The organism is Mesorhizobium sp. M8A.F.Ca.ET.165.01.1.1, assembly GCF_004792065.1.
Lineage (GTDB): Bacteria > Pseudomonadota > Alphaproteobacteria > Rhizobiales > Rhizobiaceae > Mesorhizobium.
On sequence record NZ_SRTH01000003.1, the window covers coordinates 164,136 to 189,031 of the forward strand.

Genomic DNA, 24,896 nt, shown 5'->3' on the forward strand with positions numbered 1-24,896 from the left:
AGGCCAGAAGCAGCGGCAATGGGCACAGCCGGCCGCACCGCCTATTGCACCTCGTAGCCGACTTCCTCGCTGGCGTGGCAGAGCGCCTTCCAGAACGAACGGGCGAAGGAGCGGAAGACATAGATATCGAACTGGTCCGCACCGGTGCGCTGGATCTGGGCGAAGACGTCGTGGTGGGTGGTCGAGCGGCCAGCGCCGATGGGGAAGGCCGGCAGGGCGAAATCGATGGCGAAGAATTTCGACAGCACCCATTCGGCTTTCGGCCCGGCAATGCGGATGGCGGTGCGGCCATGCGACAGGTCCGTTACGGTGCCGATGGCCGGCGTCACCGTCTTGGCGAAGGCCGCGGCCAATCCTTCGGCCTCATCGGCCACGGTGAATTTTCCCGGTGCGAAACCGAACACCGACTTCGCGCCGTCGCTCAAGCCGCCGCCGGCGCCGTCCGGCAGAGCGAGCCCGCTGACGGCGCGGATCGCTGCCATCAGTTTCTTCTCTTCGCCAGGCCATGCCGCGAGTTGCACGATCGAGCCCGGCCTGGTTTCGGTGAGCAGGATCTCGACGCCATGTTCGAAATTGCCGTGCGAGCCGACTTGGAATTCAGGCTCGAGGGGCGATTGACGCTCAGCCATGCATGCGGGTCCCTTCCGGATCGTAGAAGTGGTTGGAGACGATCTCCACGGGCCCGAAGCGGTTGCGCAAGGGGTCGGAGACATGGGCACGCGTGCCGTGCCTGGCCTTGCCGCCCTTGACCAGCGCCAGCGCGATATGCTTGCCGAGCGCCGGCGAATAACAGCAGGCGGTGATGTGCCCGATCGAGCCGTGCGGATTGGCTTCGTCGACTTCCTCGACAATATGCGCGCCGCCATTGAGCGGCCGGTTGTCGAGCGCGATCAGGCCGACCAGTTCCAGCCGCTCGGACGCGACGAGGCCTTCCCGGTCCATCATCGCGGAGCCGATGAACGGCTTCTTCTTCGACAGCATCCAGTCGAGATGCAGGTCGCGCGCCGTGGTGCGGCCATCGATCTCGGCGCCGGTGACATGACCCTTCTCGATGCGCATCGTGCCCAGCGCCTCGAGCCCGTAGGTCACCAGCCCGAACAGCTTGCCGGCCTCGACCAAGGCTTCCCAGACATGGGTGCCGTGGCCGGCGCCGGAATAGACTTCGAAGGCCATTTCGCCGGAGAAGGATAGCCGGCAAATCATTACCGGCACACCTGATATCTCACCGTGCACGATGCCCATGAAGGGCAGCGTCGCATTGTCGACAGCCGTGCCGGTGACACAGGCCGCGAGAATCTGCCTCGCTTTGGGGCCGCCTATCGCGGCTCCCGCCCATTCGTCGGTCACCGAGGTGACATGGACCTTGAGTTCCGGCCAGATCACGTCGAGGAAATATTCCAGATGCTGCATCACCTTGCCGGCATTGGCCGTGGTGGTGGTCATCAGGAAATCCTGTTCGCCCAGCCGCCAGGTGGTGCCGTCGTCGAAGGCAAAGCCGTCCTCGCGCAGCATCAGCCCGTAGCGTGCCTTGCCGACGGCGAGCGTCGAGAACATGTTGGTGTAGACGCGGTCCAGGAACGCGGCCGCGTCGGGGCCTTGCACGGCGATCTTGCCCAGTGTCGAGACATCGACCATGCCCGCACTTTCGCGCGTCGCCTTGGCTTCTCGCACATAGGCCTGTTCGACAGTCTCGCCTGAAAGCCCGTAGATCATCGGCCGGTACCAGAGGCCGGCCGAATACATGGTCGCGCCATTGGCGAGGTGCCAGTCATGCATCGGCGTAAGCCGCTCGGGCTTGAGGTCACCGAAACGTTCGGCTGCCAGCGAGCCGATCGACACCGGCGCGAAGGGCGGCCGGAAGCGGGTCGTGCCGACTTCCGGGATCGGCTTGCCGAGCGCTTCCGCCATGATGGCAAGGCCGGGGATGTTGGAGCTCTTGCCCTGGTCGGTGGCCATGCCGAGCGTGGTGTAGCGCTTCAGGTGCTCGACAGAGACGAAGCCTTCGCGATGCGCCAGGCGGACATCCTCCGCCGTGACGTCGTGCTGGAAGTCGACAAAGCTCTTGCCGCTGCCCTTGATTTCGAACACAGGGGCGGGATCCTGGTCTCCAGGAGTTGCCTCGACAGTGGGCAGCGCCGCCGGCGTGCCTGTTCCTCCGGCCGCGGCAAGGCCTGCGGCGCGTCCTTCGGCGATCGCCTCGACCGTCGAAAAGCTGCCGGTGAAGGCGCCGGCGCCGATCCAGTTTTGTGTCGGCTTGGGCGGCAGGAAGGCTTGCCGGGCGGCGTTCCATTCCGCTTTGGCGCCGGCCTGGCTGGCCAGATGAATGGTCGGCGACCAGCCGCCCGACATCAGCAGGCAATCGGCATGGACGCTGCGCGCATCGCCGCTCAGCGCACCGGCGACCATGTCGAAACGCTGGACCTTGAGACCGGACAAGGCCTTGCCGCCTTCCGTGGCGACCACCGCATGGCCGGACAGCAATTCCGCCTCGGCTTCGCCGGCCAGGGCACTCATCTCGGCGGAGGGCTGCGGGCGCACGTCGATGATGGCAACGATCGCAGCACCTGCCTGCTTCAGCGCCAACGCCGACCGGTAGGCGCTGTCATTGTTGGTGAACACCACCACCCGCTGCCCCGGCAGCACGCCGAATTCGTTGGCGTAGCGCTCCGCCGCGTGCGCCAGCATCACGCCGGGCCGGTCATTGCCCGGGAACACCAGCGGCCTTTCGAAGGCGCCGGTGGCCAGCACCACGGATCCGGCGCGGATCGCCCAGTAACGATGGCGCGGCTCACCCTTTGCGGGCTGCGCCTTGTGGTCGCTGACCCGCTCGAGCGCGGCAAGCGTGTTGTTGTCGTAGTAACCCCAGACCGTGGTGCGCGGCAGAAGCCGGACATTGTCGCGGGCCTCGAGCTGGGCGACGGTGCGCCGCACCCATTCAGCCGCCGGTGCGCCATCGATGGTTTCGCCCGACCAGTTGCCCGAACCGCCGAAACGCGGCTCGAGATCGGCCAGGACAACGCGTGCGCCTTGATCGGCGGCAGCCTTGGCGGCCATCAGCCCGGCCGGGCCGGAGCCGACCACAAGCACGTCGCAAAACGCGTTCATGCGTTCATAGCGGGCCGGGTCCTTTGCCGATCCGGCGCTGCCAAGGCCGGCGGCGCGGCGGATGAAATGCTCGCAGAACATCCAGAAGCGCGTGCCTTTCAGCGGGCCGATAACCGGACCCATGAAGGTCTTGTAGTAGAAGCCGGCCGACAGGATCTTGCCGCCGAGCTGGTTGACGGCATGGATATCCCAGGTGAGCGAGGGGAAACGGTTCTGGCTGACGGCGATCAGCCCGTCATGGATCTCGACCATGGTCGCCGGGATGTTGGGCTCACGCACTTCGCCCTTCAGCACCGTTACCAGGGCGTTGGGCTCCTCGACGCCCGCGCTCAGCAGGCCGCGCGGCCGATGGTATTTGAAGGAACGTCCGAACAGCGTGACGCCATTGGCCAGCAGCGCGGACGCCAGCGTGTCGCCGCCATGCCCGGTATAGGCAACGCCGTCGAAAGTGAAGCGGATCGTTTTCAGCCGGTCTATGCGGCCGCCGGTGTCGGTGCGGCGCGGGCTCATGGCTTGTCCTCCGCCTTGCGGCGCGCGGCCGAGCTGTGATCGCCGCGCACGAAGGCGACACTGGAAATCTCATGCGTCAGCGTGTTGCGCACAACCCTCAGATGCGCCCGGCAGCCGCCGGAATGCTGCCAGATCTCGTTGTGGTCGCCGGCCGGATTCAGCCGGTCGTAGACATAGGCGTTCCAGGCCTCGAAATTCTGCGAGGCGGGGTCGGGACGCTCGCGGTTTCCGTCGCCCTGATAGGTGAACTCGATGACGTCGCGTGGGCCGCAGTAGGGGCAAGTGATCAGCACGGAATGTTCCTAATGAAGCCGCGGGTTCGCGCCCTGACCCTTGTCGTCGATCACCAGGCCGCGATGAAAGCGGTCGAGCGTGAAAGGGGCGTTGAAATCGTGCGGCTGGTCCTTGGCGATGGTCCAGGCAAAGCACCAGCCGGAAGCAGGAGTCGCCTTGAAGCCGCCATAGCACCAGCCGCAATTGAGATACATGCCGGGCAGGGGGCCGATGGCGATGATCGGCGAGCCATCCATCGACATGTCGCAGACGCCGCCCCAGGAGCGCAGCATGCGCACGCGGGCAAGGCCTGGGAAAAGCGCCAGCATCTCGCTCATCACCTCGTCGACGATGGGCAGATTGCCGCGCTGGGCGTAGCTGTTGTAGCCGTCGATGTCGCCGCCATAGACAAGGCCGCCCTTGTCGGACTGCGACATGTAGAAATGGCCCATGCCGAAGGTCACGACGGTGTCGATGAAAGGTTTCAGCGATTCGGTGACGAAGGCCTGCAGCACATGGCTTTCGATCGGCATCGTCTCGACGCCGGCCAGTTGCATGACGCGGCCGGTGCTGCCGGCCACCGCGACCGCCACTTTCTTGGCCCTGATATCGCCGCGCGAGGTGGTGACGCCGGTGATGCGGTCGCCGTCGCGCAGAAAGCCGGTGACCTCGCAATTCTCGATGATGTCGACGCCGCGGCGGTCGGCGCCGCGCGCATAGCCCCAGGCAACCGCATCGTGCCGGGCGGTGCCGGCGCGCCGCTGCATCAGGCCGCCAACCACGGGAAAGCGTGCATCATTGGAGATATCGAGCGCCGGGATCAGGCGCTTGATCTCGGCTGGCGTCATCAATTCCGCGTCGACGCCGAGATGGCGCATGGCGTTGCCGCGCCTCGCGTAGTCGTCGAACTGAGCCGGCGTGTGCGCCAGGTTCAGGCAGCCGCGCTGCGAGAACATGACGTTGTAATTGAGCTCGTGCGACAGGCCCTCCCAAAGCTTCATCGAATGCTCGTAGAAGCGGGTATTGGCCGGCAGCAGATAGTTCGAGCGCACGGCCGTGGTGTTGCGGCCGACATTGCCGGATCCCAGCCAGCCTTTCTCCAGTACCGCGACATTGGTGATGCCGTGTTCCTTGGCCAGATAGTAGGCGGTCGCCAGGCCGTGACCGCCGCCGCCGATGATGATGACGTCGTAGGATGCCTTCGGATCCGGCTTGCGCCAGGCCGGCTTCCAGTCCTTGTTTCCCTTGAGCGCGTTCGCGAGCAGCGAAAGGGCCGAGTACTCTGCCATGTGTAAGGTGTCCGTTGCGGGCGATGCGGCAGACTATAGAGCAGGCCGCATCGGCAAAGCCAATATTGCGCCATGGCCTTTCGACTGGCCGACGCCTCGATGCGACGGCTTGCCCCATGATATGGCCGTCTTTATCAAGGACAGGCTTTTTTTGAATTGCCTTTGCGCTCCGTGAGTCGCCAACAGATCATGCTTTTTCGATTGCTTCGCCTCATCCTGATCCTCGCGCTTGTCGTTTCGGCGCCGCCTTCGTTCGAGGCGATGGCGCAAGCGCTCGGCCAGGGCGCCGCCGGATTGGTCACCGATCAGCAGAAGGTCATCCAGGGCCTGACAGCCAAAACCGATGATCTCGAGAAGAAAATACAGCAGGACGGTGAGGACGATGCCTCGCTCGTGGATATCCGTCTGCAACTGGAGGATCTGTCGCGGTCGGCACTCACCAGTGCGCTGGCATTCCGTTCGCGCCTCACCGACATCAACAATCGCATCGAGGTGCTGGGCCCGCCGCCGGCGGCAGGCCAGCCGCAGGAGCCCGACATAGTGACCGGCGAACGCCAGGCGCTGGCGTCGGAGAAGGCCGAGATCAACGCGGTCGTCGCCAGCGCACAGAACCTGTCGATCCGCATCAGCGGGCTGATCGACAAGATCGGCAACATGCGCAGCGCGCTGTTCCGCAATCTTTTGACCAAGCGCTACGTACTCTCGGACGCCTTGAGTCCGCAGGTGTTTTCCGATGCGCGCGACGAGTTCGGCAATTTCTACAAGGCTGTGTCGTCCTGGCTGAGCTTCGCTATCAAGTTCAAGTTCCAGGCCATCCTGGCGGCGACCTTCGTGGCGCTCGGCCTGGCGCTGGTGCTGCTGGTCGGCGGGCGACGCCTGTTCGGGCGGGTGTTCGAGGCCGATCCCAGCAATGAGGACCCATCCTATCTCAGCCGTCTTTCGGTCGCCTTCTGGTCGACCTTGCTGCCGACGCTGGCGGTCGCCGCCTTTCTCGGCTCGACTATCTTCTTTTTCAACTATTACAACGTCTTGCGCGGCGACATTGGCCTCTTCCTCAATGCGTTGGCCGCCGTCATCGGCGTGGTGTTCTGCGTTAACCGGCTGACCAACGCGGCACTCGAGCCGCGTTTGCCCAACTGGCGCCTCATCCCCGTCGAAACCGGGCCGGCGCGCTGGCTGGTGCGCTTGACCACCGCCATGGCCGTGGTCATCAGCTTCAACACCTTCCTGTCGATCGTGAACGACAAGATGGGGTCGCCGCTGTCGCTGACCATCGCGCGCAGTTTCGTCGCCACCATCATCGTCGGCGTCATCCTGATCCTGATGGCGATGCTGAGGCCGTTCAAGGCGCGTGATGGCAGCTGGCGCCCATGGCCGGCATGGTTGCGCTACACCTCGCTCGGGCTCGGGCTTTTCACCATCATCGCGGCGCTGCTCGGTTATATCGGCCTTGCGCTGTTCGTATCGCTGCAGGTCGTGGTCACCGGCACCGCGCTGATAACAGCCTATATCGGCTTCCTGTCGGCGCAGGCGATCGGCGAGGAGGGCGCTTTCGCCAACACGTCGGTCGGGCGCTGGCTGTCGGCCAATTCCAGCTACGAGGACACCGCACTCGACCAGCTCGGCCTTGTCGTCAGCATCGCCATCAACCTGATGATCGTGCTGGTGTTCCTGCCGCTGATCCTCTTGATGTGGGGCTTCCAGCCCGGCGATATCGAGGCGTGGGCATATAAGCTCGCAACCGGCATCAATATCGGTTCGGTGACGATTTCGGTCACCGGCATCCTGTCGGGCATCGTCGTCTTCGTTATAGGCTATTTCCTGACGCGCTGGTTCCAGGGCTGGCTCGACGGCTCCGTCATGGCGCGCGGCAAGGTCGACACCGGGGTGCGCAACTCGATCCGGCTGGCGGTCGGCTATGCCGGCGTCGCCTTGGCGGCGCTGGTCGGCATCTCGGCCGCCGGTATCGACCTCTCCAGCCTGGCGCTGGTCGCCGGTGCTCTCTCCCTCGGTATCGGCTTTGGCCTGCAGAATGTGGTGTCCAATTTCGTCTCCGGCCTGATCCTTTTGGCCGAGCGCCCGTTCAAGGTCGGCGACTGGATCGTGGCCGGCGACGTCAGCGGCACGGTCAAGAAGATCAGCGTGCGCGCCACGGAGATCGAGACCTTCCAGCGGCAGTCGGTGATCCTGCCCAATTCCAACCTGATCAACAACGCCGTCGGCAACTGGACGCACCGCAACAAGCTCGGCCGCATCGACATCAAGGTCGGCGTCGCCTATGGCAGCGACGTCAAGCAGGTCCACGCCGTGCTGCTGGATATCGCGCGCAGCCATCCGCTGGTGTTGAAGAATCCCGAGCCTTTCGTGCTGTTTTCCAATTTCGGACCCGCCGCGCTCGAATTCGAGATTCGTGTGTTCCTGGCCGATGTGATGAACGGCAACATCGTGCAGAACGACGTCCGCTTCACCGTGCTGGAGAAGTTCGACGACCAGCACATCGAAATTCCTTCCACGCCGCGCGCGGTCGTCGAGGCCAAGAAGCACCAGGCTTGGCCAACCGATGACGACAAGATCGAGGCCGATTTCGCGGAGCAGGAAGAGGCCAAGGCGCAAGCCGAGGCGGAGGCGAAAAAGCTGCCGAAGCCGCGCAAGTCCAAGAAGCCCGATCCGGACTAGGCCCGGGATCCGGCCTGCCGGGCGGCGCCTTCGGCATCATATCGTGCCGGGTGGCCAGGTTAACGGGGTGGGCAAAAGCCAAAGCCAATTGCGGCATGAATGCGGCATTCAGTTGCGGTTCAGCTTTCATCTCATATAAGCTCCCATGCAAAGGCGAAAATGCCTTGTGAAATGCAACAGAGGCGGTGGGAACACCGATACTGCAAATGTGGAAGTCTCTCGTCGCTGCCGTGGCTTTGCTCGCCGTGAGCGGCTCGGCCCATGCCGCCAGCGCGGTCAACAAGGACGCCGAGACCCGCACGCTGGTCGTGACCGAGGGCGGCAGCAAGACCGAGCTTGCCCTGGCCGGCGGTGAAACCGTCGAGTTCTGCCAGAACGGCTGCTTCGTCACCTTGCCGAACGGTGACCTTGAAGCCCTGACCGGTTCGGAAACCATCGAGATTTCCGGCGGCGTCGCCCGCATCAAGTAATCTCCGTGGCATGGTTGGAAAGGCCGGGCATTTGTCCGGCCTTTTATCGTTTCCGCTAGCTGTTGCTTAACAATGACGCCGGAAATACCGCCGCGGCAGCCGTCTGCAACCGTACGTTTTAACGTTCGCTAGGCGATCCCCCGCTATACCACTGTCCAAGACGCCGAAATACGGCGCTCAACGGGTTCCGGTTTCCGGATCATATGCTGGCAGGGCAGGACGGGCATGGACGCGCGGTCGGACAGGAACGCAATACCGCTTGCGGTCGATCTCGACGGCACGCTGATCGCGACCGACCTTTTGTGGGAAGGACTGTTCATCCTCCTCAAGAAGAACCCGCTCTATCTTTTCCTGGTGCCTTTCTGGGCGGCCGGCGGACCGGCGCGGCTGAAGCAGGCGATCGCCCAGCGCGTCGACATCGACCCCGCCATGCTGCCCTATCGGGCGCCGCTGCTCGACCGGCTCCGCACCGAGCACGCCGAAGGCCGCAAGCTCGTGCTGGCCACCGGCACGCCGCGCAAGTTCGCCGATGCCGTTGCCGTCCATCTCGGCATCTTCGACCGGGTGCTGGCCACTGACGGCCTCGACAATCTTACTTCGGGCAAGAAGCGCGCCTCGCTCCTCGCTGCTTATGGCGATGCCGGTTTCGACTATGCCGGCAACAGCCGCCATGACCTCCAGGTCTTCGACGCGGCGCGCAGCGCGATTGTGGTGGCGCCGGACCGTCATGCCGCGCGCTGGCAAGCGGCGCATGGCGCCGAAACGATGCCGGCGCCGAAGCCGACATTGCGGACCGTCATCAAGATGCTGCGCGTCCACCAATGGCTGAAGAATTCGCTGATCGCCGTGCCGATGATGCTGTCGCACGAATATTTCAACTCCAACATGATCTGGGAATGCCTGCTGGCGTTCGTCTCGTTCAGCGCCGTTGCCTCGGCGATCTATATACTCAACGACTTCTTCGACCTTGCGCTCGACCGCAAGCACGTGACCAAGCGCAACAGGCCGTTCGCCAGCGGCGCGCTGTCGATCCCGTTCGGCCTTGGCGCGATCGCGGTGCTGCTGGTGATCGGCGTCGGCACCGGCTGCCTTCTGCCGATCGAATTCCTCGGGGTGCTCGGTGCCTATATGGTCGTCACCACGGCCTATTCGCTGTCGTTCAAGCGCATGCTGCTGGTCGACGTGCTGACGCTCGCCGGGCTGTATACGATCCGTGTGCTGGCGGGCGCGGCCGCCACAGGCGTCGACGTCTCGTTCTGGCTGCTCGCCTTCTCGATCTTCTTCTTCCTGTCGCTGGCGCTGGTGAAGCGCTTCGTCGAATTGCGCACCACCGCCATTCCGCCAGGCGAACGCATTGCCGGCCGCGGCTATCGCACCGAAGACCAGGAGATCGTCGCCCAGGCCGGCATGGCTTCGGCCTTCTCCTCGGCGCTGGTGCTGGCGCTCTACATGGACAGCGTCGCGGTGCGCGAACTCTATCCGCATCCCTGGCTGATCTGGCCGCTGGCGCCGATCGTGCTCTACCTCACCATGCGCGTCTGGATCCTGGCGCGCCGCGACGAAATGCACGATGACCCGGTCGTCTTCATCATACGCGACTGGCGTAGCCAGATCGTGGTAGCGATCGGCGCCGTGCTGCTGGTCATCGGGGGCTGGTAGGCATGGCCGAACGCTTCCAGAGCTTTGGCCTTGCCACGCCGCCTGCGGCAAGGGCGATGCATGCCGATGACGCCATTGCACTGCTGAAAGGCGGCCAGGCCAGGCAAGCATCGTTGCTTGCCTATGGCAATGGCCGGTCCTATGGCGATTCCTGCCAGAACCAGGCGGGCACGGTCATCGACATGCGGTCCCTGAACCGCATTCGCGGCTTCAACGCCGAGAGCGGCCTGCTCGAAGCGGATGCCGGTGTGCTGCTCGCGGATGTCATTGCACATGCCGCGCCTCACGGTTTCTTTCCAGCGGTGGTCCCCGGCACACAATTCGTCACGCTCGGCGGCGCCATTGCCAACGATGTTCATGGCAAGAACCATCACCGGCGCGGCTCGTTCGGTTGCCATGTGGAAAGCTTCACCCTGCTGCGGTCGGACGGGCGCAGCTATCGCTGCTCGGCGACTGACAATCCGCGCCTGTTTCGGGCGACCATCGGCGGCATGGGCCTCACCGGCCTGATCCTGTCGGCCTCGATCCGGCTGATGCGGGTTCCGTCGCTCGACATCATCGAAAAGACGGCGCGGTTTCGCGATCTCGGCGAATATTTCGACCTCGCCGAGGCTGCGGACCAGGCCAATGAATATGCCGTCGCCTGGATCGACCAACTTGCCGGTGGCCGCGACAGCGGACGGGGCTTGCTGTTTACCGGCAACCACGCCGAGCATGGCTCGCACGCGGCCGCGCCTGCAAACGCGAAATTTTCCGTACCGTTCCAGCCGCCCTTCAACGTGCTCAACCGGCCGTTCCTGACCGCGTTCAACGCTGCCTACAGGTGGAAAAAGGGCCGGGCCATCGTACCACGTCAGGTCGAGTACCAGGGCTTTTTCTTCCCCCTCGACGGTGTACGCGACTGGAACAGGCTCTATGGCCCGAAGGGGCTGTTCCAGCATCAAAGCGTGGTCCCGGAAGAGGCGGCGCGCGCGATCGTGCCGGCATTGCTGACGGCTGCCCGCCAGGCCAGGCAGGGGTCCTTCCTCACCGTCCTGAAGCGCTTCGGCGGAGTCCGCTCGCCGGCACTGCTGTCGTTCCCGAGGCCGGGCTACACGCTGACGCTGGACTTCCCCAACAGGGGAGCGGCGACGCTTGCCCTGCTCGGCGAGCTCGACCGCATGACCATCGCGGCCGGCGGGGCGGTCAACCCTTACAAGGATGCACGCATGTCGGCTGCGACCTTCAGCGCTTCGTTCCCCGACTGGCCGAGACTGGAAGCGTTGCGCGATCCCGCCTTCATGTCCGATTTCTGGGCGCGCACGGCCGGGAGCATCGACCACAGGCGCCGCGGCGCCGAGGCGGCCGAATAGATAAAATTGGAATGAATCATGGTTTCTGAGCGCTTAACGGCAAGGTTTGCTCAAAATAGTCTCGTGAGTTCACGAAATCTTTTCAGGTTTGCATTACCTGATATTGCGGGGGTGGCGGGTTGAAATGAAATATATCGTCTTCATTCTCTTTACGGTCATGACCAATGCCGCCGCGCAGCTTATGCTGAAGCAAGGCATGATGTCGCTCGGACCGATTTCGTTCGAGGGCACCAATCCGCTGATCAAGCTGTTGCAGATCGTCTTCAGCCCCTGGGTCTTCCTTGGCCTGTGCACCTTCGTCATTTCGATGGTCTCGCACCTCTATGTGCTTTCCAAAGTCGAACTCTCCTTTGCCTATCCGTTTCTCAGCCTGGCTTACGTCGCCGTCGCGATCTTCGCCTATTTCGTGTTCCGCGAGGATCTCAACGGCTGGCGCATCGCCGGCATCGCCTGCATCTGCGTCGGCACGGTGCTGATCGCGCAAAGTGGGCGAGGGCATGAGGAGCAGAGCGCGTCCATCACCTCCGACAAGATACAGGCAAACGAGATCGTTCGATGAGACATGTGATTTTCGGCGGTGACGGCTTCGTCGGCCGCCACCTTGCGCCGAAGCTTGTGGCCGATGGTGAGGAAGTCGTCGTCGTCGACATCGCCAAGAGCGACCTTGCGCATTACCGCAATGTCCGCTTCATCAAGTGCGACGTCACCGACCCGGGCTCGGTTGCCGCGGTCGGGCTGAAAGCCGACGACATGGTCTACAATTTGTCGGCCAAGATGCTGTCGCCGATCCAGGTGCGTGCCAAGCGGCACGATTTCTTCTTTCCGGTCAACGTCCACGGTACCGAGCACATCATGCAGGCCATGGACAAGGCTGGCGCGCCGAAGCTTGTCCACTACACGACCGACATGATCTACGGCCACACGGTCACCCAGCCGATGACCGAGGAGCATCCGGTCGCGCCGCTCGGCGAATATGGCTGGTCGAAGCAGAAGACCGAGGAACTGGCCGCCGAATGGCGCAGGCGCGGCATGTCGATCTCGCTGTTTCGTCCGCGCCTGATCATCGGACCCGGCCGGCTCGGCATCCTGGAAAAGCTGTTCAAGCTGATCGACTGGAGTTTTCCGGTGCCGATGATCGGTTCGGGCCGCAACCCTTATCAATTCATCTCGGTGTTCGACTGCGCCGAGGCCGCACGCGCGGCCTGGAAGGCCGGTGTGCCCAACGAGGCCTATAATCTCGGCTCGCTCAACCCGCCGCCGGTGAGAAAATTGCTCGGTGACCTGATCCGGCATGCCGGCTCGAAGTCGATCCTGCTGCCTACGCCCGGCTGGGCGGTCAAGCGCACGCTCGACCTGCTCGATCTCATCAACCTGCCGATCATGGATCCCGAGCAATATCTGATCGCCGACGAGGAATGCGTGCTCGACGTATCCAAGGCCGAGCGCCAGCTCGGCTGGGTGCCGCAATACCGCGACGAGGACATGCTGATCGCCGCCTACAGCGAATACCGCGCCAAGAAGGCAGGTCCCGCTGTCGCCACCAAACATGTGCCCGGCGAATAGCGGCCTGCCAACACAGCTTATTGCGCACGACGCTGGTCGGAGCGCTGACAGGAGATTGAAATGACCGTCATGGCCAAGCCGGAGCAGACGAATACGCGCACCCTGGTCAGCGCGCCGACGCTGTCGCCCGCCACCATCGCCAAGCCCGACCTGATCAGCGTCGAGCAGGCCAAGGCGATGGATGTCGCAGGGATGACCGACCTGTTCAAGGCGCATCTCAACCCGGGCCAGCTGCATTTCATGAAGTTGCTCGGCTTCCACAAGATCAAGATCGAGCGTGCCGAGGGCATGTTCTACATCGACCAGAACGGCCGCAAGATCCTCGATTTCTTCGGCGGCTTCGGTTCGTTGGCCTTCGGCCACAACCATCCGCGCATTCTGGAAGTCCGCAAAAAATTCCAGGAGGAAAAGCGGCAGGAAATCGCCATCGCCTTCATGTCGCAATATGCGGCCGCGTTGGCGCACAACATCGCCAAATGCTCGCCTGGCGATCTCGATATGGTGTTCCTCGGCTCGTCCGGCTCGGAAGCGATGGAAGCGGCGGTGAAGCTCGCCGAGCGCGCCGCCGGTCCGAAGCGGCCGAAGATCGTCTATGCCGAGAATTCCTTCCACGGCAAGACCAAGGGTGTGCTGGGCATCACCGACGGCCAGCTCTATCGCGCCGACTTCAAGATGGCCGACAACACGGTGCGCATTCCCTTCGCCGATATCGAAGCCGTGGAGCGCCTGTTCCGCTCCGATCCGGAAGTCGGCGTCATCGTGCTGGAAACCATCCAGGGCGGCGGCGGCATCATCCAGGCGCCGACTGAATACTGGCAAAAGCTGCGGGCGCTGTGCGACCAGTATGGCGTGCTGTGGGTCGCCGACGAAGTCCAGTGCGGCTATGGCCGCTCGGGCCGCTTCTATGCCTTCGAGCATTACGGCGTCGTGCCTGACGTGACGGCATTGGCCAAGTCGCTTGGCGCCGGCAAGGCAGCGGTCGGCGCGATGATTGCGCGCCGCGAAATCTACATGAAGGCCTATGGCACGCCGAAGACGGCGATGATCCATGCCATGGCCACCTTCGGTGGCATGGGCGAGGCGTGCGCCACCGCGATCGAGGGCATCAACGTGCTCTACGACGAGGGGCTGATCGACAATGCCGCCGTTACCGGCGATTACCTGCTGCAGCGCCTGCAGGCGCTCAGGGAAAAATACCCCAAGATCATCAAGGACGTGCGCGGCAAGGGTTTCATGATTGGCCTGGAGTTCCACGACTTCTCGCAGACCTTGCCTATGGTACTGCGCCCCATCGTCAGCGTGCTCGACGACAAGCTGAAGGGCTCGCTGTCCGGCTTCGTCGGCGCGCTGTTGTTGCGCGACTATGACGTGCTCGTCGCCTTCACCGAATACAACCGCAACGTCATCCGGCTGGAGCCGCCGCTGATCTGCCAGCGCGAGCATGTCGACCGCTTCGTCGACGCCTTCGACAGCCTTTTGTCGCGCGGCATCGTGGCGATCGTTAAGGATTTCGTCAAAAGCCAAGTCCGTTAACGAGGTTCGCTGAACACTGTCATGCTGACCAAGTCGCCCTCTGCAAAGAATCCACTCGACCGGCTCGTCGAGGCCGGCCTGGCGTGGGGTGAGGGAACTTATGCGCGGCTGGCGGCTCCGATCGGCGCCGCGGCTTTCGCGCTCTATATCCTTCTGACGGCGTTCACGGCCTGGGTGATGCCCGACGCCAACTGGGACATGCTGCCCTATCTCGCCATATCGGAGGAGAGCACCTACCCCGATGCGCAAGCGCTGCATGACTATACCTACGACACCGTCAAATCGGGTGTCTCGGCCGGCGACTACAAGGCGCTGACCGACGATGGCGGCGGCTTCCGCAGCCACATGGCGCAGAACGCCGCCGACTTCCATTCGCTGCTCGGCATGTACCGGATCAAGTTCCTCTATGCCGAAATCCTGTCGACGCTGAGCGGGGTGATGTCACCGGTCGAGGCGATGCGTCTGGTGCAGGTGTTTTCGGCACTGCTGTTCGGCGCGATCACGCTGCTCTGGCTGCGTTCGCAAAACGCATTGGCCCTGGCGCCGGTGGTCGGCGCGGTGCTGATCATGGCCGATTTCGGCGATGCGGCGCGCGCCTCGACGCCGGATCTGCTCACCTCGGCGCTGCTGCTCGGCGGGCTCTACGCCTACGTCAGAGGCCGCGAGGCGGCGACGGCGATCCTGCTCTTTCCCGCCTTCATGGTGCGACCGGACAATATTGTTTTCCTTGCTGTTTTCGCTGTGCTGCTGGTCGTCTTCCGGCAGCAGGCATGGGGCGCGCTGGCCGGCTTTGCCGCGTCCTTAATTGCCTATTTCGCCATTTCGCACTGGGCCCATCATCCCGGCTGGTGGCCGCATCTTTGGTTCTCCAGCATCGAACAGCACTACAATATGGACGGGTTCGAGCCGGCCTTCTCGGTCATCGCCTATCTCAGGGCGTTCGCCACGTCGCTGCTGCGCGCCGTCAACCTGAACAGTTGGATCGGCGTTTCGGTGCTGGCGCTGGCCGGCTGGTATGCGGCGAGCCGTGCCGGCTTCAAGCTCGATCGCCGCGCCGGTATCCTGTTCGCGGCGCTGGTGCTCGGCGCGCTAGCCAAATTCACCGTCTTTCCGATCCACGATACGCGCATCTATTTCCCGCATCTGATCCCGCCATTCCTGCTGCTGGCACCGCCCTTCATGGAACTGTGGGCGGCGGTCGCCCGTGGCCAGCATCGCGCCGCCTTGCACGTCATTCCCGGAGACAAATCATGAGTTCGGTTTCCAGCCTGGCGCGCATTGCCCTGTCGCTTGGCCTTCCCGCCGGCCTGCTCGATCGCGGGCCGTCACTGCGCGGCACCAAATTCCTGGTCAAGGCGGCGCTGAGGGCGCATTTCGGTGTTGGCGGCCGGCCATTCCAGATGGTCAATGTCGGCGCCTGCGATGGCGCGCTGTTCGATGACGTGACGCCCTGGCTGCACCGCATCCCAAGGGCCCGCGCCGTGCTGGTCGAGCCGATCCCGTACAATCAGAAGCGGCTACGCGCCAACTATCCAGATACGGAGCGCTTCATCATCGAGCCTGTGGCGGTGACCAGGACCAAGGGCACCATCACCGTCCACACTTTCGATGCCGCTGCCCTGGAGGCCGGCACGCTGCCGATCGAGTTCATCGGTTGCTCGTCGGTGACCGACACCAATTTGATGTCGGGCAAGAACGCCTGGGGCGAGGCCGATGCCAACTTCAACAAGTTCGCGCCGCATCTGAAAGACATCGAGGTGCCGTCGGAGACCTTGCAGACATTGCTCGACCGCAACGGCGTCAGCCATATCGACGCCTTCCTCGTCGATTGCGAAGGCGCCGACTGGATCGTCTTCGAACAGCTCGACCTCAAGCGCTACCGTCCCGGCATGATCAAGATCGAGGTCGGTGCGCTGCCCGCCCTGGAAATCGGCCAGGTCGTGGTCAAGCTGAAGACCGCCGGCTACCAGGTCGGCTTCCAGGCCGAGGACGTCTGGGCGTTTGCCTGACGGTAGCTGTTTTTCCTGAGCCACGACGGGTCGCGCCGCATCCGTGGCGTGTCGCAAACAGGCGGTAGCGCAGTGCCCGCCGCCTGCATATTGTGCGCCGATCAAACGGGCGCCGACGCCGCCCGCAACAGCACTTGGAGTCGCGGGCAATGGCAGAATTTCCGAAAAAGGCGAAGGTCGTCATCATTGGCCTCGGCGGCATTGTCGGTGCATCGATCGCTCATCATCTGATCGAACGCGGCTGGGACGACATTGTCGGCATCGACAAGTCGGGCATCCCGACCGATATCGGCTCGACCGCGCATGCGTCGGACTTCTGCTACACCACCAGCCACGATTTCCTGTCCTGCTGGACGACGCTCTATTCGATCGATTTCTACGAGAAGATGGGCCATTACGCGCGTGTCGGCGGCCTCGAGGTCGCCCGCGTCGGCGACGACAGCCGCATGGACGAGATTAAGCGCAAGATCGCTTCGGCCAAGGCCTTCGGCACGCGCGCCCGGCTGATCGAACCAGCCGAGATCAAGGAAAAATTCCCGCTGATCGAAGAGGATCTGGTGCAGGGCGGCCTGTGGGATCCGGACGCCGGGCTCGTCATCCCGCGCTCCCAGACCGTTGCCGGCAAGCTGGTCGACCAGGCGGAAGCGTCCGGCAAGCTCAAATCCTTCGCCAACACGCCGGCGAAGTCGCTTGTCGTCAAGGACGGCCGCATCAGCGCCGTGGTGACCGACCGCGGCACGATCGAGGCCGACTATGTCATCGTCTGCGCCGGCATCTGGGGACGGCTGATCGCCGAGATGGTCGGCGAGGATCTGCCGGTCATGCCGATCGACCATCCGCTGACCTTCTTCGGGCCCTACACCGAGTTTGCCGGCACCGGCAAGGAGATCGGCTGGCCACTGCTGCGCGACCAGGGCAACTCGGCCTATATGCGCGACACCGGCGACCCCAAGACCGCCGAGGGCGGCCAGATCGAATGGGGCTATTACGAAGAGACCAATCCGCGCCTCTGCCACCCGCGCGATCTGCTTGAGAAGGACCAGGCACGGCTGTCGCCGTCGCAGCGCGATCTCGACATGGAGCAGATCCTGGCGCCGCTGGAACGCGCCATGGAACTGACGCCGATTCTGGGCGAACTCGGCTACAACGAAGGCCATTCCTTCAACGGCCTGTTGCAGGTGACTGCCGATGGCGGGCCGTCGATGGGCGAGAGCCAGAAGGTGAGGGGTCTCTGGTACGCCGTCGCCATCTGGGTCAAGGATGGCCCCGGCATGGGCAAGCTGATTGCCGACTGGATGACCGACGGTCGCACCGAGATCGACCATCACGCCATCGACTATGCGCGCTTCTATCCGCACCAGACGAAGGAACAGTTCATCTGGGATCGTTGCACCGAGACGGCGATGAAGGTCTACAATCCGGCGGTGCATCCGCGCGAGCCCTTCTCCAAGGGTCGCAACATCAGGCGCTCGCCGTTCTGGGAGCGCGAGAAGGAACTCGGCGGCTATTTCATGGAGCTCGGCGGCTGGGAGCGCGCGCATGGTTACGCCGCCAACGAGCATCTGCTCGAGAAGTATGGCAACCGGGTGCCCGTGCGCGAGAACGAGTGGGACAACCGCCACTTCTGGCGCGTCTCGAACGCAGAGCATTTGGCGATGAGCGAGGATTGCGGCATCGTCAACCTCTCGCATTTCTCGATGTATGACATCGAGGGACCCGACCATGTCGCACTGCTGGAATGGCTGTGCGCGGCCAAGATCGGCGGCGACAACAACATCGGCAAGGGCATCTACACCCACTTCCTCGATGAGGAAGGCATGGTGCGCGCCGACTTCACCGTGATCCGCATGGCCGACCGCTGCCGGCTGATCGACGGCGCCGATGCCGGGCCGCGCGACTTCCAGTACATGCGCCGCACGGCTCAGGACAAAGGGTTCGATGTCACCATCACCGATGTGACCGAGAAGTACGTCACCATCGGCATCTGGGGGCCGAACGCCCGCACCACCTTGCAAAAGGTGGTCGAGAACCCGGATGGGCTTTCACCGGAGAATTTTCCATTCGCGGCCATCAAGCCGGTCCGCATCGGTGGCAAGGATGTCACCGCGTTCCGCATATCCTATGTCGGCGAGCAAGGCTGGGAACTGCATATGCGCTACGAGGATGGCCTCGCCGTCTGGGACGCGCTGCGCTCGACCGGCGTCATGCCGTTCGGTGTCGAGACCTATGCCAACACCCGCCGCATGGAAAAGAGCCTGCGGTTGCAGAATGCCGACCTCTTGACCGAGTACAATCTGCTGGAGGCCGATCTCGCCCGTCCGAAGGTCAAGGAGAACGATTTCTGCGGCAAGGCCAAGCATGTCGAATACCGCGAACGCGCGCATCAGCCGGCCATGCTGTGCACGCTGGTGATGACCGAGAATACGGATTCCAGGGGTGTTGCCCGTTATCCCGTCGGCATCATGCCGGTGATTGACCCGGAGAGCGGAGAAACGCTGGTCGACGAACTCGGCCGTCGCTCCTTCACCACATCGGTCGCCTACGGCCCGACGATCGGCAAGAACATCGCGCTCGCCTATCTGCCCTGGGCCTATGCGCAGGAGGGCCGCAAGCTCATGGTCGAGTATTTCGGCGAGACCTATCCGGTCGAAGTCGCCGGCGTCGGTTACAGGCCGCTTTACGACCCGGAAAATCTGAAGCCGCGGAGCTGATCGCCCAGCGGTAGGGCTCGCATAGATTGGATCAGCCCGACCACGGCCGGGCTTTTCTCTTTTTCGGTGGACGATTCTCGCTTACCCTTGCGCAATGTCTGGTTTGCCCTGCGCAAGACATCTGCTTTCCGCCTCTGCTGCACTGGCGTTGGTGCTCTGGCTGGCGCCAACGTCCCGCGCGGACGAGCCGGTCGATGTCGAGCTGGTGCTGGCGGTGGACGTTTCGCTGTCGATGTCGGCGGAGGAGCTGGAGATTCAGCGCCATGGTTACGCGGCGGCGCTGACGCATGACAATGTGCTGCAGGCGATCGCCGATGGCGCCTATGGCAAGATCGCCGTCACCTATGTCGAATGGGCCGGCACCAGCTGGCAACGCGTCATCGTGCCGTGGACGGTGATCGCGACCCGGGCCGACGCGGAGCGGGTGGTGGCGCAATTGTCGGCCCAGCCGCCCAACAGCGCGCGGCGCACCTCGATCTCCGGCGCGCTTGAGTTCGGCAGCGACCTTTTCGCCGAAAGCGGCTACCAGGGAACCAAGCGCGTCATCGACATTTCGGGCGACGGGCCAAACAACCAGGGCGCGCCGGTCAATCTCGTCCGCGACGGGGTGGTCAGGCAAGGCATCGTCATCAACGGCCTGCCGCTGATGACCCGAGGCGGCTTTTCCGGCGTCTATGACGTCAACGATCTCGACCGCTACTACAGTGATTGCGTCATCGGCGGCGCCGGCGCCTTCATGATCCCGGTCAACGACTGGACGCAATTTCCCGAAGCCATCCGCCGCAAGCTGGTGCTGGAGCTTGCCGGCCCAGCGTCACCGCAATGGGCGGCGGCGGAGGCGGATCACCCGCCGGTGGTGCTGGCGCAGGACAAGTCCGCCGCCGACTGCCAGATCGGCGAGAAAATGTGGCGCAACCGCAACTGGATGCCCGACAGCCGGTAGGGCAATCCCAAACCGGGTTGTCGGCTGCTTTCCGCGCGAACACGTTCCTGTTGATTGACAAGCCCATCGGCCTCTGTGAACAATTTCCCCCAGAAAAACAAAGGGGAACTGATATGAACAGGATAACCGTATTTGCCGCGACATTGACGCTTGCCGCGGGCTTATCCGCTCCGGTGATGGCCGCCACGTCACTCACCATCGGCATTAGCGGCTGGACCGGCTTCGCGCCGCTGACACTCGCCAAGCAGGCAGGGCTGTTCGAGAAACATGGACTCGACGTGACCTTGAAGAAGGTGCCGCAGGCCAGCCGGCCGCTTGCCATCGCCAGCGGCGACCTGCAATGCGCCGCCACCACGGTCGAGACCTGGCTGGTCTGGAACGCCAGCGGGGTGACCACCAAGCAGATTTTCCAGCTCGACAAATCCTATGGTGCCGACGGCATCGTGGTGCGCAACGACATCAAGACCGTCGCCGATCTCAAGGGCAAGAACGTAGCGTCCTCCGCGCCGGGAACGTCGCCCTATTTCATGCTGGCCTGGGTGCTGAACAAGAACGGCATGTCGACCAAGGACGTGACGGTCGTCAATCTCGAGCCTGACGCGGCGGCACAAGCCTTCCTCGCCGGCCAGAATGACGCGGCTGTTACCTATGAGCCTTTCATCTCGGCCGTGCGCGACAAGGCCGACCAGGGCCATATCCTGGCGACCACGCTCGACTATCCGATGGTTCTCGATACGGTCGGCTGCACGCCCGAATTCCTCAAGGCCAATCCCGACGCCGCCAAGGCGCTTGCCGACAGCTATTTCGATGCGCTCGACCTGATCAAGAAAGATCCGCAGAAATCCTACGAGATCATGGGCGCCGACGTGAAACAGTCGGCCAAGGAATTCGAGGATTCGGCGAAGTACCTGAAATGGGCCGACAAGGCCGACAACAAGCAGTTCTTCACCAAGGAATTCCAGGACTTTTCCAAGACCGCCGGCGACCTGCTGCTGCAGATGGGGCTGATCAAGGAGGCGCCCGACGTCGCCACGCTGGCCGACACCAGCGCCGTGGCGAATTGACGGCTCAACCCCTGGATACCGTGCGGTGGCGCAGAGCGCCGCCGCCTTCCTGCTGACAAAGGACGAAGATGCGCCCCTTGCATCCTGTCTCGCCGGGCCTGCGAACAGTGCTCGGCATTTCCTTCTTCGTGCTGTTCGTGGTTTTCTGGGCCTGGATCACGCTTGGTGGCAACGTCAACCGCATCTTCCTCGCCGATCCGCTGTCGATGCTGCGGGATGGCTGGCGGCTGCTGGTCGAGGATCGTTTCTGGCTCGACATACTGATCACCATCTGGCGGGTCTTCGGCGGCTTTGTGCTGGCCTCGGTCGTCGCCGTGCCGCTCGGCATCGCCATGGGCGCCTGGAAGCCGGTGGAAGCCTTTCTGGAGCCGTTCGTCTCCTTCGCCCGCTATCTGCCGGCATCGGCCTTCATTCCGCTGCTCATCCTGTGGGCGGGCATTGGCGAACTGGAAAAACTGCTCGTCATCTTCGTCGGCTCGGTGTTCCAGATCATCCTGATCATTGCTGTCAAGGTCGGATCAACGCGGCGTGACCTGGTCGAGGCGGCCTATACGCTGGGCTCGACCAACAACAGTATTGTCAAGCGGGTGATCATGCCGGCCAATGCGCCCGAAATCGCCGAGACGCTGCGGCTGGTGCTCGGCTGGGCCTGGACCTACGTCATCGTTGCCGAACTGATCGGCTCGTCGTCGGGCATCGGCTATATGATCATCAACAGCCAGTCGCGGCTGGCGACGGGGCAGATCATCTTCGGCATCATCGTCATCGGGCTGATCGGGCTGTTGTCCGACTTCGCTTTCAAGGCGTTCAACCGCTGGCTCTTTCCGTGGAGCCTGGCGTGAGCAAGCTTCTCATCGAGGGTGTGTCGCGCACCTTTGCCGGCGTGCGAGGCGCAGAACCCGTCAGGGCGCTGATGCCGGTCGACCTGGCGGTCGCGGCCAATGACTTCATCACCATTCTGGGGCCGTCGGGTTGCGGAAAGTCGACGCTGTTGCGGATCGTCGCCGGTCTGGAGGCGCCAAGCGAAGGCCGCGTTCTGCTTGACGGCAAGGCGGTGACGAGACCGGGACCGGACCGCGGCATGGTCTTCCAGTCCTACACGCTGTTTCCCTGGCTCACGGTCGCCGAAAATATCGCCTTTGGCTTGCGCGAACGCGGCATGGCCGAAGAGGAGCGGGACGGGATCGTCGCCTCCTATGTTGATCTCGTCGGCCTGAAAGGGTTCGAGAACCATTGGCCGAAGCAGCTTTCCGGCGGCATGCAGCAGCGCACGGCGATCGCCCGGGCGCTGGCCAACGATCCGGAAATCCTGTTGCTGGACGAGCCGTTCGGGGCGCTGGACAACCAGACGCGCGGACTGATGCAGGAATTGCTGCTCGGCATATGGGAACGGCGCAAGAAGACGGTGCTGTTCGTCACCCACGACATCGAGGAGGCGATCTTCATGGCCTCGCGCGTGATCGTGATGACGGCGCGGCCCGGCCGCATCAAGTCGGATGTCGCCATCGACCTGCCGCATCCGCGCCACTACACGCTCAAGACCAGTCCGGAATTCTCGGCGTTGAAGGCGCGGCTGACCGAGGACATCCGCGTCGAGGCGATGCGGACCGCGGACGTGCACTAACCGCTCACGGTTCGGTCGTCCGCGCGTATGGTTTGGGTCAGGCCGCCAGCAATTGCTTGCGGTCGACGCGCTCCTGCTGCGGCGAGCGGGCATAGAGTTCGCGGTAGCATTTCGAGAAATGCGAGGCCGAGACGAAGCCGCAGGCGACCGCCACCTCGACCACCGGCATCGACGACTGGATCAGGAGATGCCTTGCGCGGTCGAGGCGGATTTCGAGATAGTAGCGGGCAGGGGAGCGTCCCATCTCGGTTCGGAACAGGCGCTCTATCTGGCGGCGCGACAGGTCGACATGGTCGGCGATCTCGATCAGCGACAGCGGCTCGGACAGATTGGCCTCCATCAGTTCGATGATGGTCAGCACTTTCGAGTTCTGCACACCAAGCCGGGCGCGCAGCGGCAGGCGCTGGCGGTCGGTCGGGCTGCGCACGCGGTCGGTCAGCACCTGCTCGCAGACGCGGTTGACGAGGTTCTCGTCGAAGTCGTCGCCGATCAGCTTCAGCATCATGTCGAGCGCGGCGGTTCCGCCGGCGCAGGTGTAGATGTTCTGGTCGATCTCGAACAGGTCGGCAAAGACATTGGCTTTCGGGAAGGCCTCGGAAAAGCCCGGCAGGTTTTCCCAATGGATGGCGCAGCGCTTGTTCGACAACAGCCCGGCGGAGGCGAGGATATGCGCACCGGTGCACAGGCCACCCACCGCGACGCCGCGATTGTATTCCTCACGCAGCCAGGCAAAGGCCGACTTGTTCTGGTAGCGTTCGACATTGATGCCGCTGCAGACGATGGCCATGTTGGGACGATCCGGCCCCGCCATCTTCTTGCGTTCCTCTTCCAGCGAGGTGTTGACGGCGCATTCGACGCCGTTGGAGGCGCGCACCGGCTTGCCGTCGATGCTGGCAAGGCGCCAGCGATAGGCCTCGTAACCGAGCATCCGATTGGCGGAGCGCAGCGGGTCCAGCGCGGTCGCAAAAGCGATCATGGTGAAATCGGGAACAAGGAAGAACACAAACGACCGCTTGATCGGATGCTTGACGGCGTTCACGGGGAACCTCATCTGGCCATGACGCGAACAGGATGTCGCGAATAGCATAGCGTCATCAGGAAAAACCATTCCTGTCAATCGGCTAGGTGGCTTTGGCAAGATTAAATTTGCGACATGGGTCGCAAATGGGCAATCGCCGCGCGGTGCTGCTCAAACCAGGCCACCGTCAGGTTGTGAAAAGACGATGGAAGCGCAACAAAATAAACGCCGCCTCGGCGGACCGAAGCGGCGGCAGTCAACTCTGAAGCCGTGGCAGGGGAGCGCGGCTCTGGAGGTATTTTGTGTTTCTATGCAGTCCCGAACGGAAAACCGTTACACGATTTTCCTGGAACTAGTCTTATTCAGGCGACGAAGCCGAGGCGCGCCGCAGCCATGGCGCCGGTCTGGCCAGGCATGGTCTTGGCGAGGCGCTGACGCTCGAGCGCCGTGGTCAGGTTCATTTCGCGGCGGGCGAAGAGGCGGGCAAAAAGCTTCATGATCATCTCCAATCGGTTGCTCAGACGGGTCGCCTTCGCTTGATGGAGTGGGGCAGCTCGTTTGCTGACGGTGATATAGGCTTGTGTGAGCGGAAACTAAATCGCAAAAGCGAAGCGCTTGATATGAAAAGCGACACCAAATGCGACAAATTTGGGCAGAGTGAACCTGTCGTGCCCAATATTTACGAATATTTACAGACGGTTAGCTTCAAAAACGAGCTGCTATGCGGCTTGCTCATGTGCGCCATGCAGCGGCGGCATGGCTCCTGAATTCGTTTGAATGCAAATAAAATAGAGAAGGCCTGCCGGGCGGTTTGCGCGGCAGGCCTTCAGCACGGGGTACACACGATCTACTTTGCTCCAGCCCAGGATCCGACGCCATTGCGAATGCCGGTCTTGGCGTCGGAAGCTTCCGGCCAGCCGATATCTTTCTGCAACTCGATCGGCAGGGAACGGATGGCGCGTTCGGTCTGGTAGCGGGCGCGGGCCGCGTTGAATTCGGTCGCGATGCGGCCGAGGGACGACAGGATAGACATTTCGATCTCCTTTGCGGCGGCGCGGGAGGCGCCGGCAATGCGTTACGTCAGGTCTGTTTCAGCT

21 protein-coding genes are annotated in these 24,896 nt (G+C 63.2%); 14 read left to right on the forward strand and 7 right to left on the reverse strand.

Annotated features, from left to right (window positions below):
* Window positions 1-41: 41 nt before the first annotated feature.
* The 4 genes from EN808_RS10075 to EN808_RS10090 are packed head-to-tail and all read right to left on the reverse strand — an operon-like array spanning window position 42 to window position 5,177.
* Entirely contained in the window at window positions 42-629 is a 588-nt protein-coding gene (locus EN808_RS10075) for a sarcosine oxidase subunit gamma (protein ID WP_135915696.1), read from the reverse strand.
* Window positions 622-3,615, reverse strand: coding sequence for a sarcosine oxidase subunit alpha (locus EN808_RS10080; protein ID WP_135915697.1), 2,994 nt, complete (start codon window positions 3,613-3,615; stop codon window positions 622-624). Before EN808_RS10080 ends, EN808_RS10075 begins: the two co-directional genes overlap by 8 nt.
* Window positions 3,612-3,908: a sarcosine oxidase subunit delta gene (locus tag EN808_RS10085; protein WP_027145874.1), complete on the reverse strand. Its 297-nt coding sequence runs from the start codon at window positions 3,906-3,908 to the stop codon at window positions 3,612-3,614. The genes EN808_RS10080 and EN808_RS10085 overlap by 4 nt, the downstream gene beginning before the upstream one ends.
* Window positions 3,909-3,917: 9 nt before the next feature.
* On the reverse strand, window positions 3,918-5,177 hold the full coding sequence (locus tag EN808_RS10090; RefSeq protein WP_135915698.1) for a sarcosine oxidase subunit beta: 1,260 nt from the start codon (window positions 5,175-5,177) through the stop codon (window positions 3,918-3,920).
* 189 nt (window positions 5,178-5,366) lie between these two features.
* Here EN808_RS10090 and EN808_RS10095 point away from each other — a divergent pair, with 189 nt between their 5' ends.
* The 14 genes from EN808_RS10095 to EN808_RS10160 all read left to right on the forward strand — a co-directional run bounded on the left by EN808_RS10095 (window position 5,367) and on the right by EN808_RS10160 (window position 22,781).
* A complete protein-coding gene (locus EN808_RS10095; protein ID WP_135915699.1) occupies window positions 5,367-7,853 on the forward strand; it encodes a mechanosensitive ion channel family protein in 2,487 nt (828 codons plus the stop codon).
* A 206-nt stretch (window positions 7,854-8,059) separates the two neighbouring features.
* Window positions 8,060-8,323: a hypothetical protein gene (locus EN808_RS10100; protein WP_127277681.1), complete on the forward strand. Its 264-nt coding sequence runs from the start codon at window positions 8,060-8,062 to the stop codon at window positions 8,321-8,323.
* A gap of 225 nt (window positions 8,324-8,548) precedes the next feature.
* Complete coding sequence (locus tag EN808_RS10105; RefSeq protein WP_135915700.1) at window positions 8,549-9,982, forward strand: UbiA family prenyltransferase; 1,434 nt, start codon at window positions 8,549-8,551, stop codon at window positions 9,980-9,982.
* 2 nt (window positions 9,983-9,984) lie between these two features.
* Window positions 9,985-11,334 (forward strand): FAD-binding oxidoreductase, encoded by a 1,350-nt coding sequence (locus EN808_RS10110; RefSeq protein ID WP_135915701.1) that lies wholly within the window; start codon window positions 9,985-9,987, stop codon window positions 11,332-11,334.
* A 124-nt stretch (window positions 11,335-11,458) separates the two neighbouring features.
* Window positions 11,459-11,893 carry an EamA family transporter gene (locus EN808_RS10115; protein WP_127277684.1) on the forward strand — a complete coding sequence of 145 codons (435 nt, stop codon included), beginning with the start codon at window positions 11,459-11,461 and terminating at the stop codon, window positions 11,891-11,893.
* Window positions 11,890-12,897 (forward strand): NAD(P)-dependent oxidoreductase, encoded by a 1,008-nt coding sequence (locus EN808_RS10120; protein WP_127277685.1) that lies wholly within the window; start codon window positions 11,890-11,892, stop codon window positions 12,895-12,897. The genes EN808_RS10115 and EN808_RS10120 overlap by 4 nt, the downstream gene beginning before the upstream one ends.
* Before the next feature lie 69 nt (window positions 12,898-12,966).
* Window positions 12,967-14,430: an aspartate aminotransferase family protein gene (locus EN808_RS10125; RefSeq protein WP_189522139.1), complete on the forward strand. Its 1,464-nt coding sequence runs from the start codon at window positions 12,967-12,969 to the stop codon at window positions 14,428-14,430.
* Window positions 14,431-14,451: 21 nt separating this feature from the next.
* Entirely contained in the window at window positions 14,452-15,684 is a 1,233-nt protein-coding gene (locus EN808_RS10130) for a hypothetical protein (protein WP_127277687.1), read from the forward strand.
* Window positions 15,681-16,439 (forward strand): FkbM family methyltransferase, encoded by a 759-nt coding sequence (locus tag EN808_RS10135; protein WP_127277688.1) that lies wholly within the window; start codon window positions 15,681-15,683, stop codon window positions 16,437-16,439. The genes EN808_RS10130 and EN808_RS10135 overlap by 4 nt, the downstream gene beginning before the upstream one ends.
* A 149-nt stretch (window positions 16,440-16,588) precedes the next feature.
* Window positions 16,589-19,150 (forward strand): FAD-dependent oxidoreductase, encoded by a 2,562-nt coding sequence (locus EN808_RS10140; protein ID WP_135915702.1) that lies wholly within the window; start codon window positions 16,589-16,591, stop codon window positions 19,148-19,150.
* Between the two features lie 94 nt (window positions 19,151-19,244).
* The gene (locus tag EN808_RS10145; RefSeq protein WP_189343743.1) at window positions 19,245-20,093 is read left to right on the forward strand and encodes a DUF1194 domain-containing protein; all 849 of its coding nucleotides are present in this window, start codon (window positions 19,245-19,247) and stop codon (window positions 20,091-20,093) included.
* A 113-nt stretch (window positions 20,094-20,206) separates the two neighbouring features.
* Entirely contained in the window at window positions 20,207-21,157 is a 951-nt protein-coding gene (locus EN808_RS10150; RefSeq protein ID WP_127279860.1) for an ABC transporter substrate-binding protein, read from the forward strand.
* A 68-nt stretch (window positions 21,158-21,225) separates the two neighbouring features.
* Window positions 21,226-21,999 (forward strand): ABC transporter permease, encoded by a 774-nt coding sequence (locus EN808_RS10155; RefSeq protein WP_127279859.1) that lies wholly within the window; start codon window positions 21,226-21,228, stop codon window positions 21,997-21,999.
* Window positions 21,996-22,781 (forward strand): ABC transporter ATP-binding protein, encoded by a 786-nt coding sequence (locus EN808_RS10160; RefSeq protein ID WP_135915703.1) that lies wholly within the window; start codon window positions 21,996-21,998, stop codon window positions 22,779-22,781. Before EN808_RS10155 ends, EN808_RS10160 begins: the two co-directional genes overlap by 4 nt.
* Window positions 22,782-22,818: 37 nt before the next feature.
* Here the strand turns inward: EN808_RS10160 and EN808_RS10165 are convergent, their stop codons facing one another.
* The 3 genes from EN808_RS10165 to EN808_RS10175 all read right to left on the reverse strand — a co-directional run bounded on the left by EN808_RS10165 (window position 22,819) and on the right by EN808_RS10175 (window position 24,832).
* Entirely contained in the window at window positions 22,819-23,757 is a 939-nt protein-coding gene (locus EN808_RS10165) for a GlxA family transcriptional regulator (RefSeq protein WP_348630721.1), read from the reverse strand.
* A 404-nt stretch (window positions 23,758-24,161) separates the two neighbouring features.
* On the reverse strand, window positions 24,162-24,296 hold the full coding sequence (locus tag EN808_RS37595; protein WP_127281166.1) for a hypothetical protein: 135 nt from the start codon (window positions 24,294-24,296) through the stop codon (window positions 24,162-24,164).
* A 350-nt stretch (window positions 24,297-24,646) separates the two neighbouring features.
* On the reverse strand, window positions 24,647-24,832 hold the full coding sequence (locus EN808_RS10175) for a hypothetical protein (protein WP_127280941.1): 186 nt from the start codon (window positions 24,830-24,832) through the stop codon (window positions 24,647-24,649).
* Window positions 24,833-24,896: the final 64 nt, after the last annotated feature.

Excerpts from the sequence above, each read along its gene's own strand:
- EN808_RS10110 (WP_135915701.1), top strand. The coding sequence starts at position 9,985 with ATGGCCGAACGCTTCCAGAGCTTTGGCCTTGCCACGCCGCCTGCGGCA.
- EN808_RS10130 (WP_127277687.1), top strand. The coding sequence starts at position 14,452 with ATGCTGACCAAGTCGCCCTCTGCAAAGAATCCACTCGACCGGCTCGTC.
- EN808_RS10155 (WP_127279859.1), top strand. The coding sequence starts at position 21,226 with ATGCGCCCCTTGCATCCTGTCTCGCCGGGCCTGCGAACAGTGCTCGGC.
- EN808_RS10095 (WP_135915699.1), top strand. The coding sequence starts at position 5,367 with ATGCTTTTTCGATTGCTTCGCCTCATCCTGATCCTCGCGCTTGTCGTT.
- EN808_RS10075 (WP_135915696.1), bottom strand. The coding sequence starts at position 629 with ATGGCTGAGCGTCAATCGCCCCTCGAGCCTGAATTCCAAGTCGGCTCG.
- EN808_RS10135 (WP_127277688.1), top strand. The coding sequence starts at position 15,681 with ATGAGTTCGGTTTCCAGCCTGGCGCGCATTGCCCTGTCGCTTGGCCTT.
- EN808_RS10125 (WP_189522139.1), top strand. The coding sequence starts at position 12,967 with ATGGCCAAGCCGGAGCAGACGAATACGCGCACCCTGGTCAGCGCGCCG.
- EN808_RS10115 (WP_127277684.1), top strand. The coding sequence starts at position 11,459 with ATGAAATATATCGTCTTCATTCTCTTTACGGTCATGACCAATGCCGCC.
- EN808_RS10145 (WP_189343743.1), top strand. The coding sequence starts at position 19,245 with ATGTCTGGTTTGCCCTGCGCAAGACATCTGCTTTCCGCCTCTGCTGCA.
- EN808_RS10175 (WP_127280941.1), bottom strand. The coding sequence starts at position 24,832 with ATGTCTATCCTGTCGTCCCTCGGCCGCATCGCGACCGAATTCAACGCG.
- EN808_RS10090 (WP_135915698.1), bottom strand. The coding sequence starts at position 5,177 with ATGGCAGAGTACTCGGCCCTTTCGCTGCTCGCGAACGCGCTCAAGGGA.
- EN808_RS10150 (WP_127279860.1), top strand. The coding sequence starts at position 20,207 with ATGAACAGGATAACCGTATTTGCCGCGACATTGACGCTTGCCGCGGGC.
- EN808_RS10120 (WP_127277685.1), top strand. The coding sequence starts at position 11,890 with ATGAGACATGTGATTTTCGGCGGTGACGGCTTCGTCGGCCGCCACCTT.
- EN808_RS37595 (WP_127281166.1), bottom strand. The coding sequence starts at position 24,296 with ATGAAGCTTTTTGCCCGCCTCTTCGCCCGCCGCGAAATGAACCTGACC.
- EN808_RS10105 (WP_135915700.1), top strand. The coding sequence starts at position 8,549 with ATGGACGCGCGGTCGGACAGGAACGCAATACCGCTTGCGGTCGATCTC.
- EN808_RS10140 (WP_135915702.1), top strand. The coding sequence starts at position 16,589 with ATGGCAGAATTTCCGAAAAAGGCGAAGGTCGTCATCATTGGCCTCGGC.
- EN808_RS10100 (WP_127277681.1), top strand. The coding sequence starts at position 8,060 with ATGTGGAAGTCTCTCGTCGCTGCCGTGGCTTTGCTCGCCGTGAGCGGC.
- EN808_RS10165 (WP_348630721.1), bottom strand. The coding sequence starts at position 23,757 with ATGATCGCTTTTGCGACCGCGCTGGACCCGCTGCGCTCCGCCAATCGG.
- EN808_RS10080 (WP_135915697.1), bottom strand. The coding sequence starts at position 3,615 with ATGAGCCCGCGCCGCACCGACACCGGCGGCCGCATAGACCGGCTGAAA.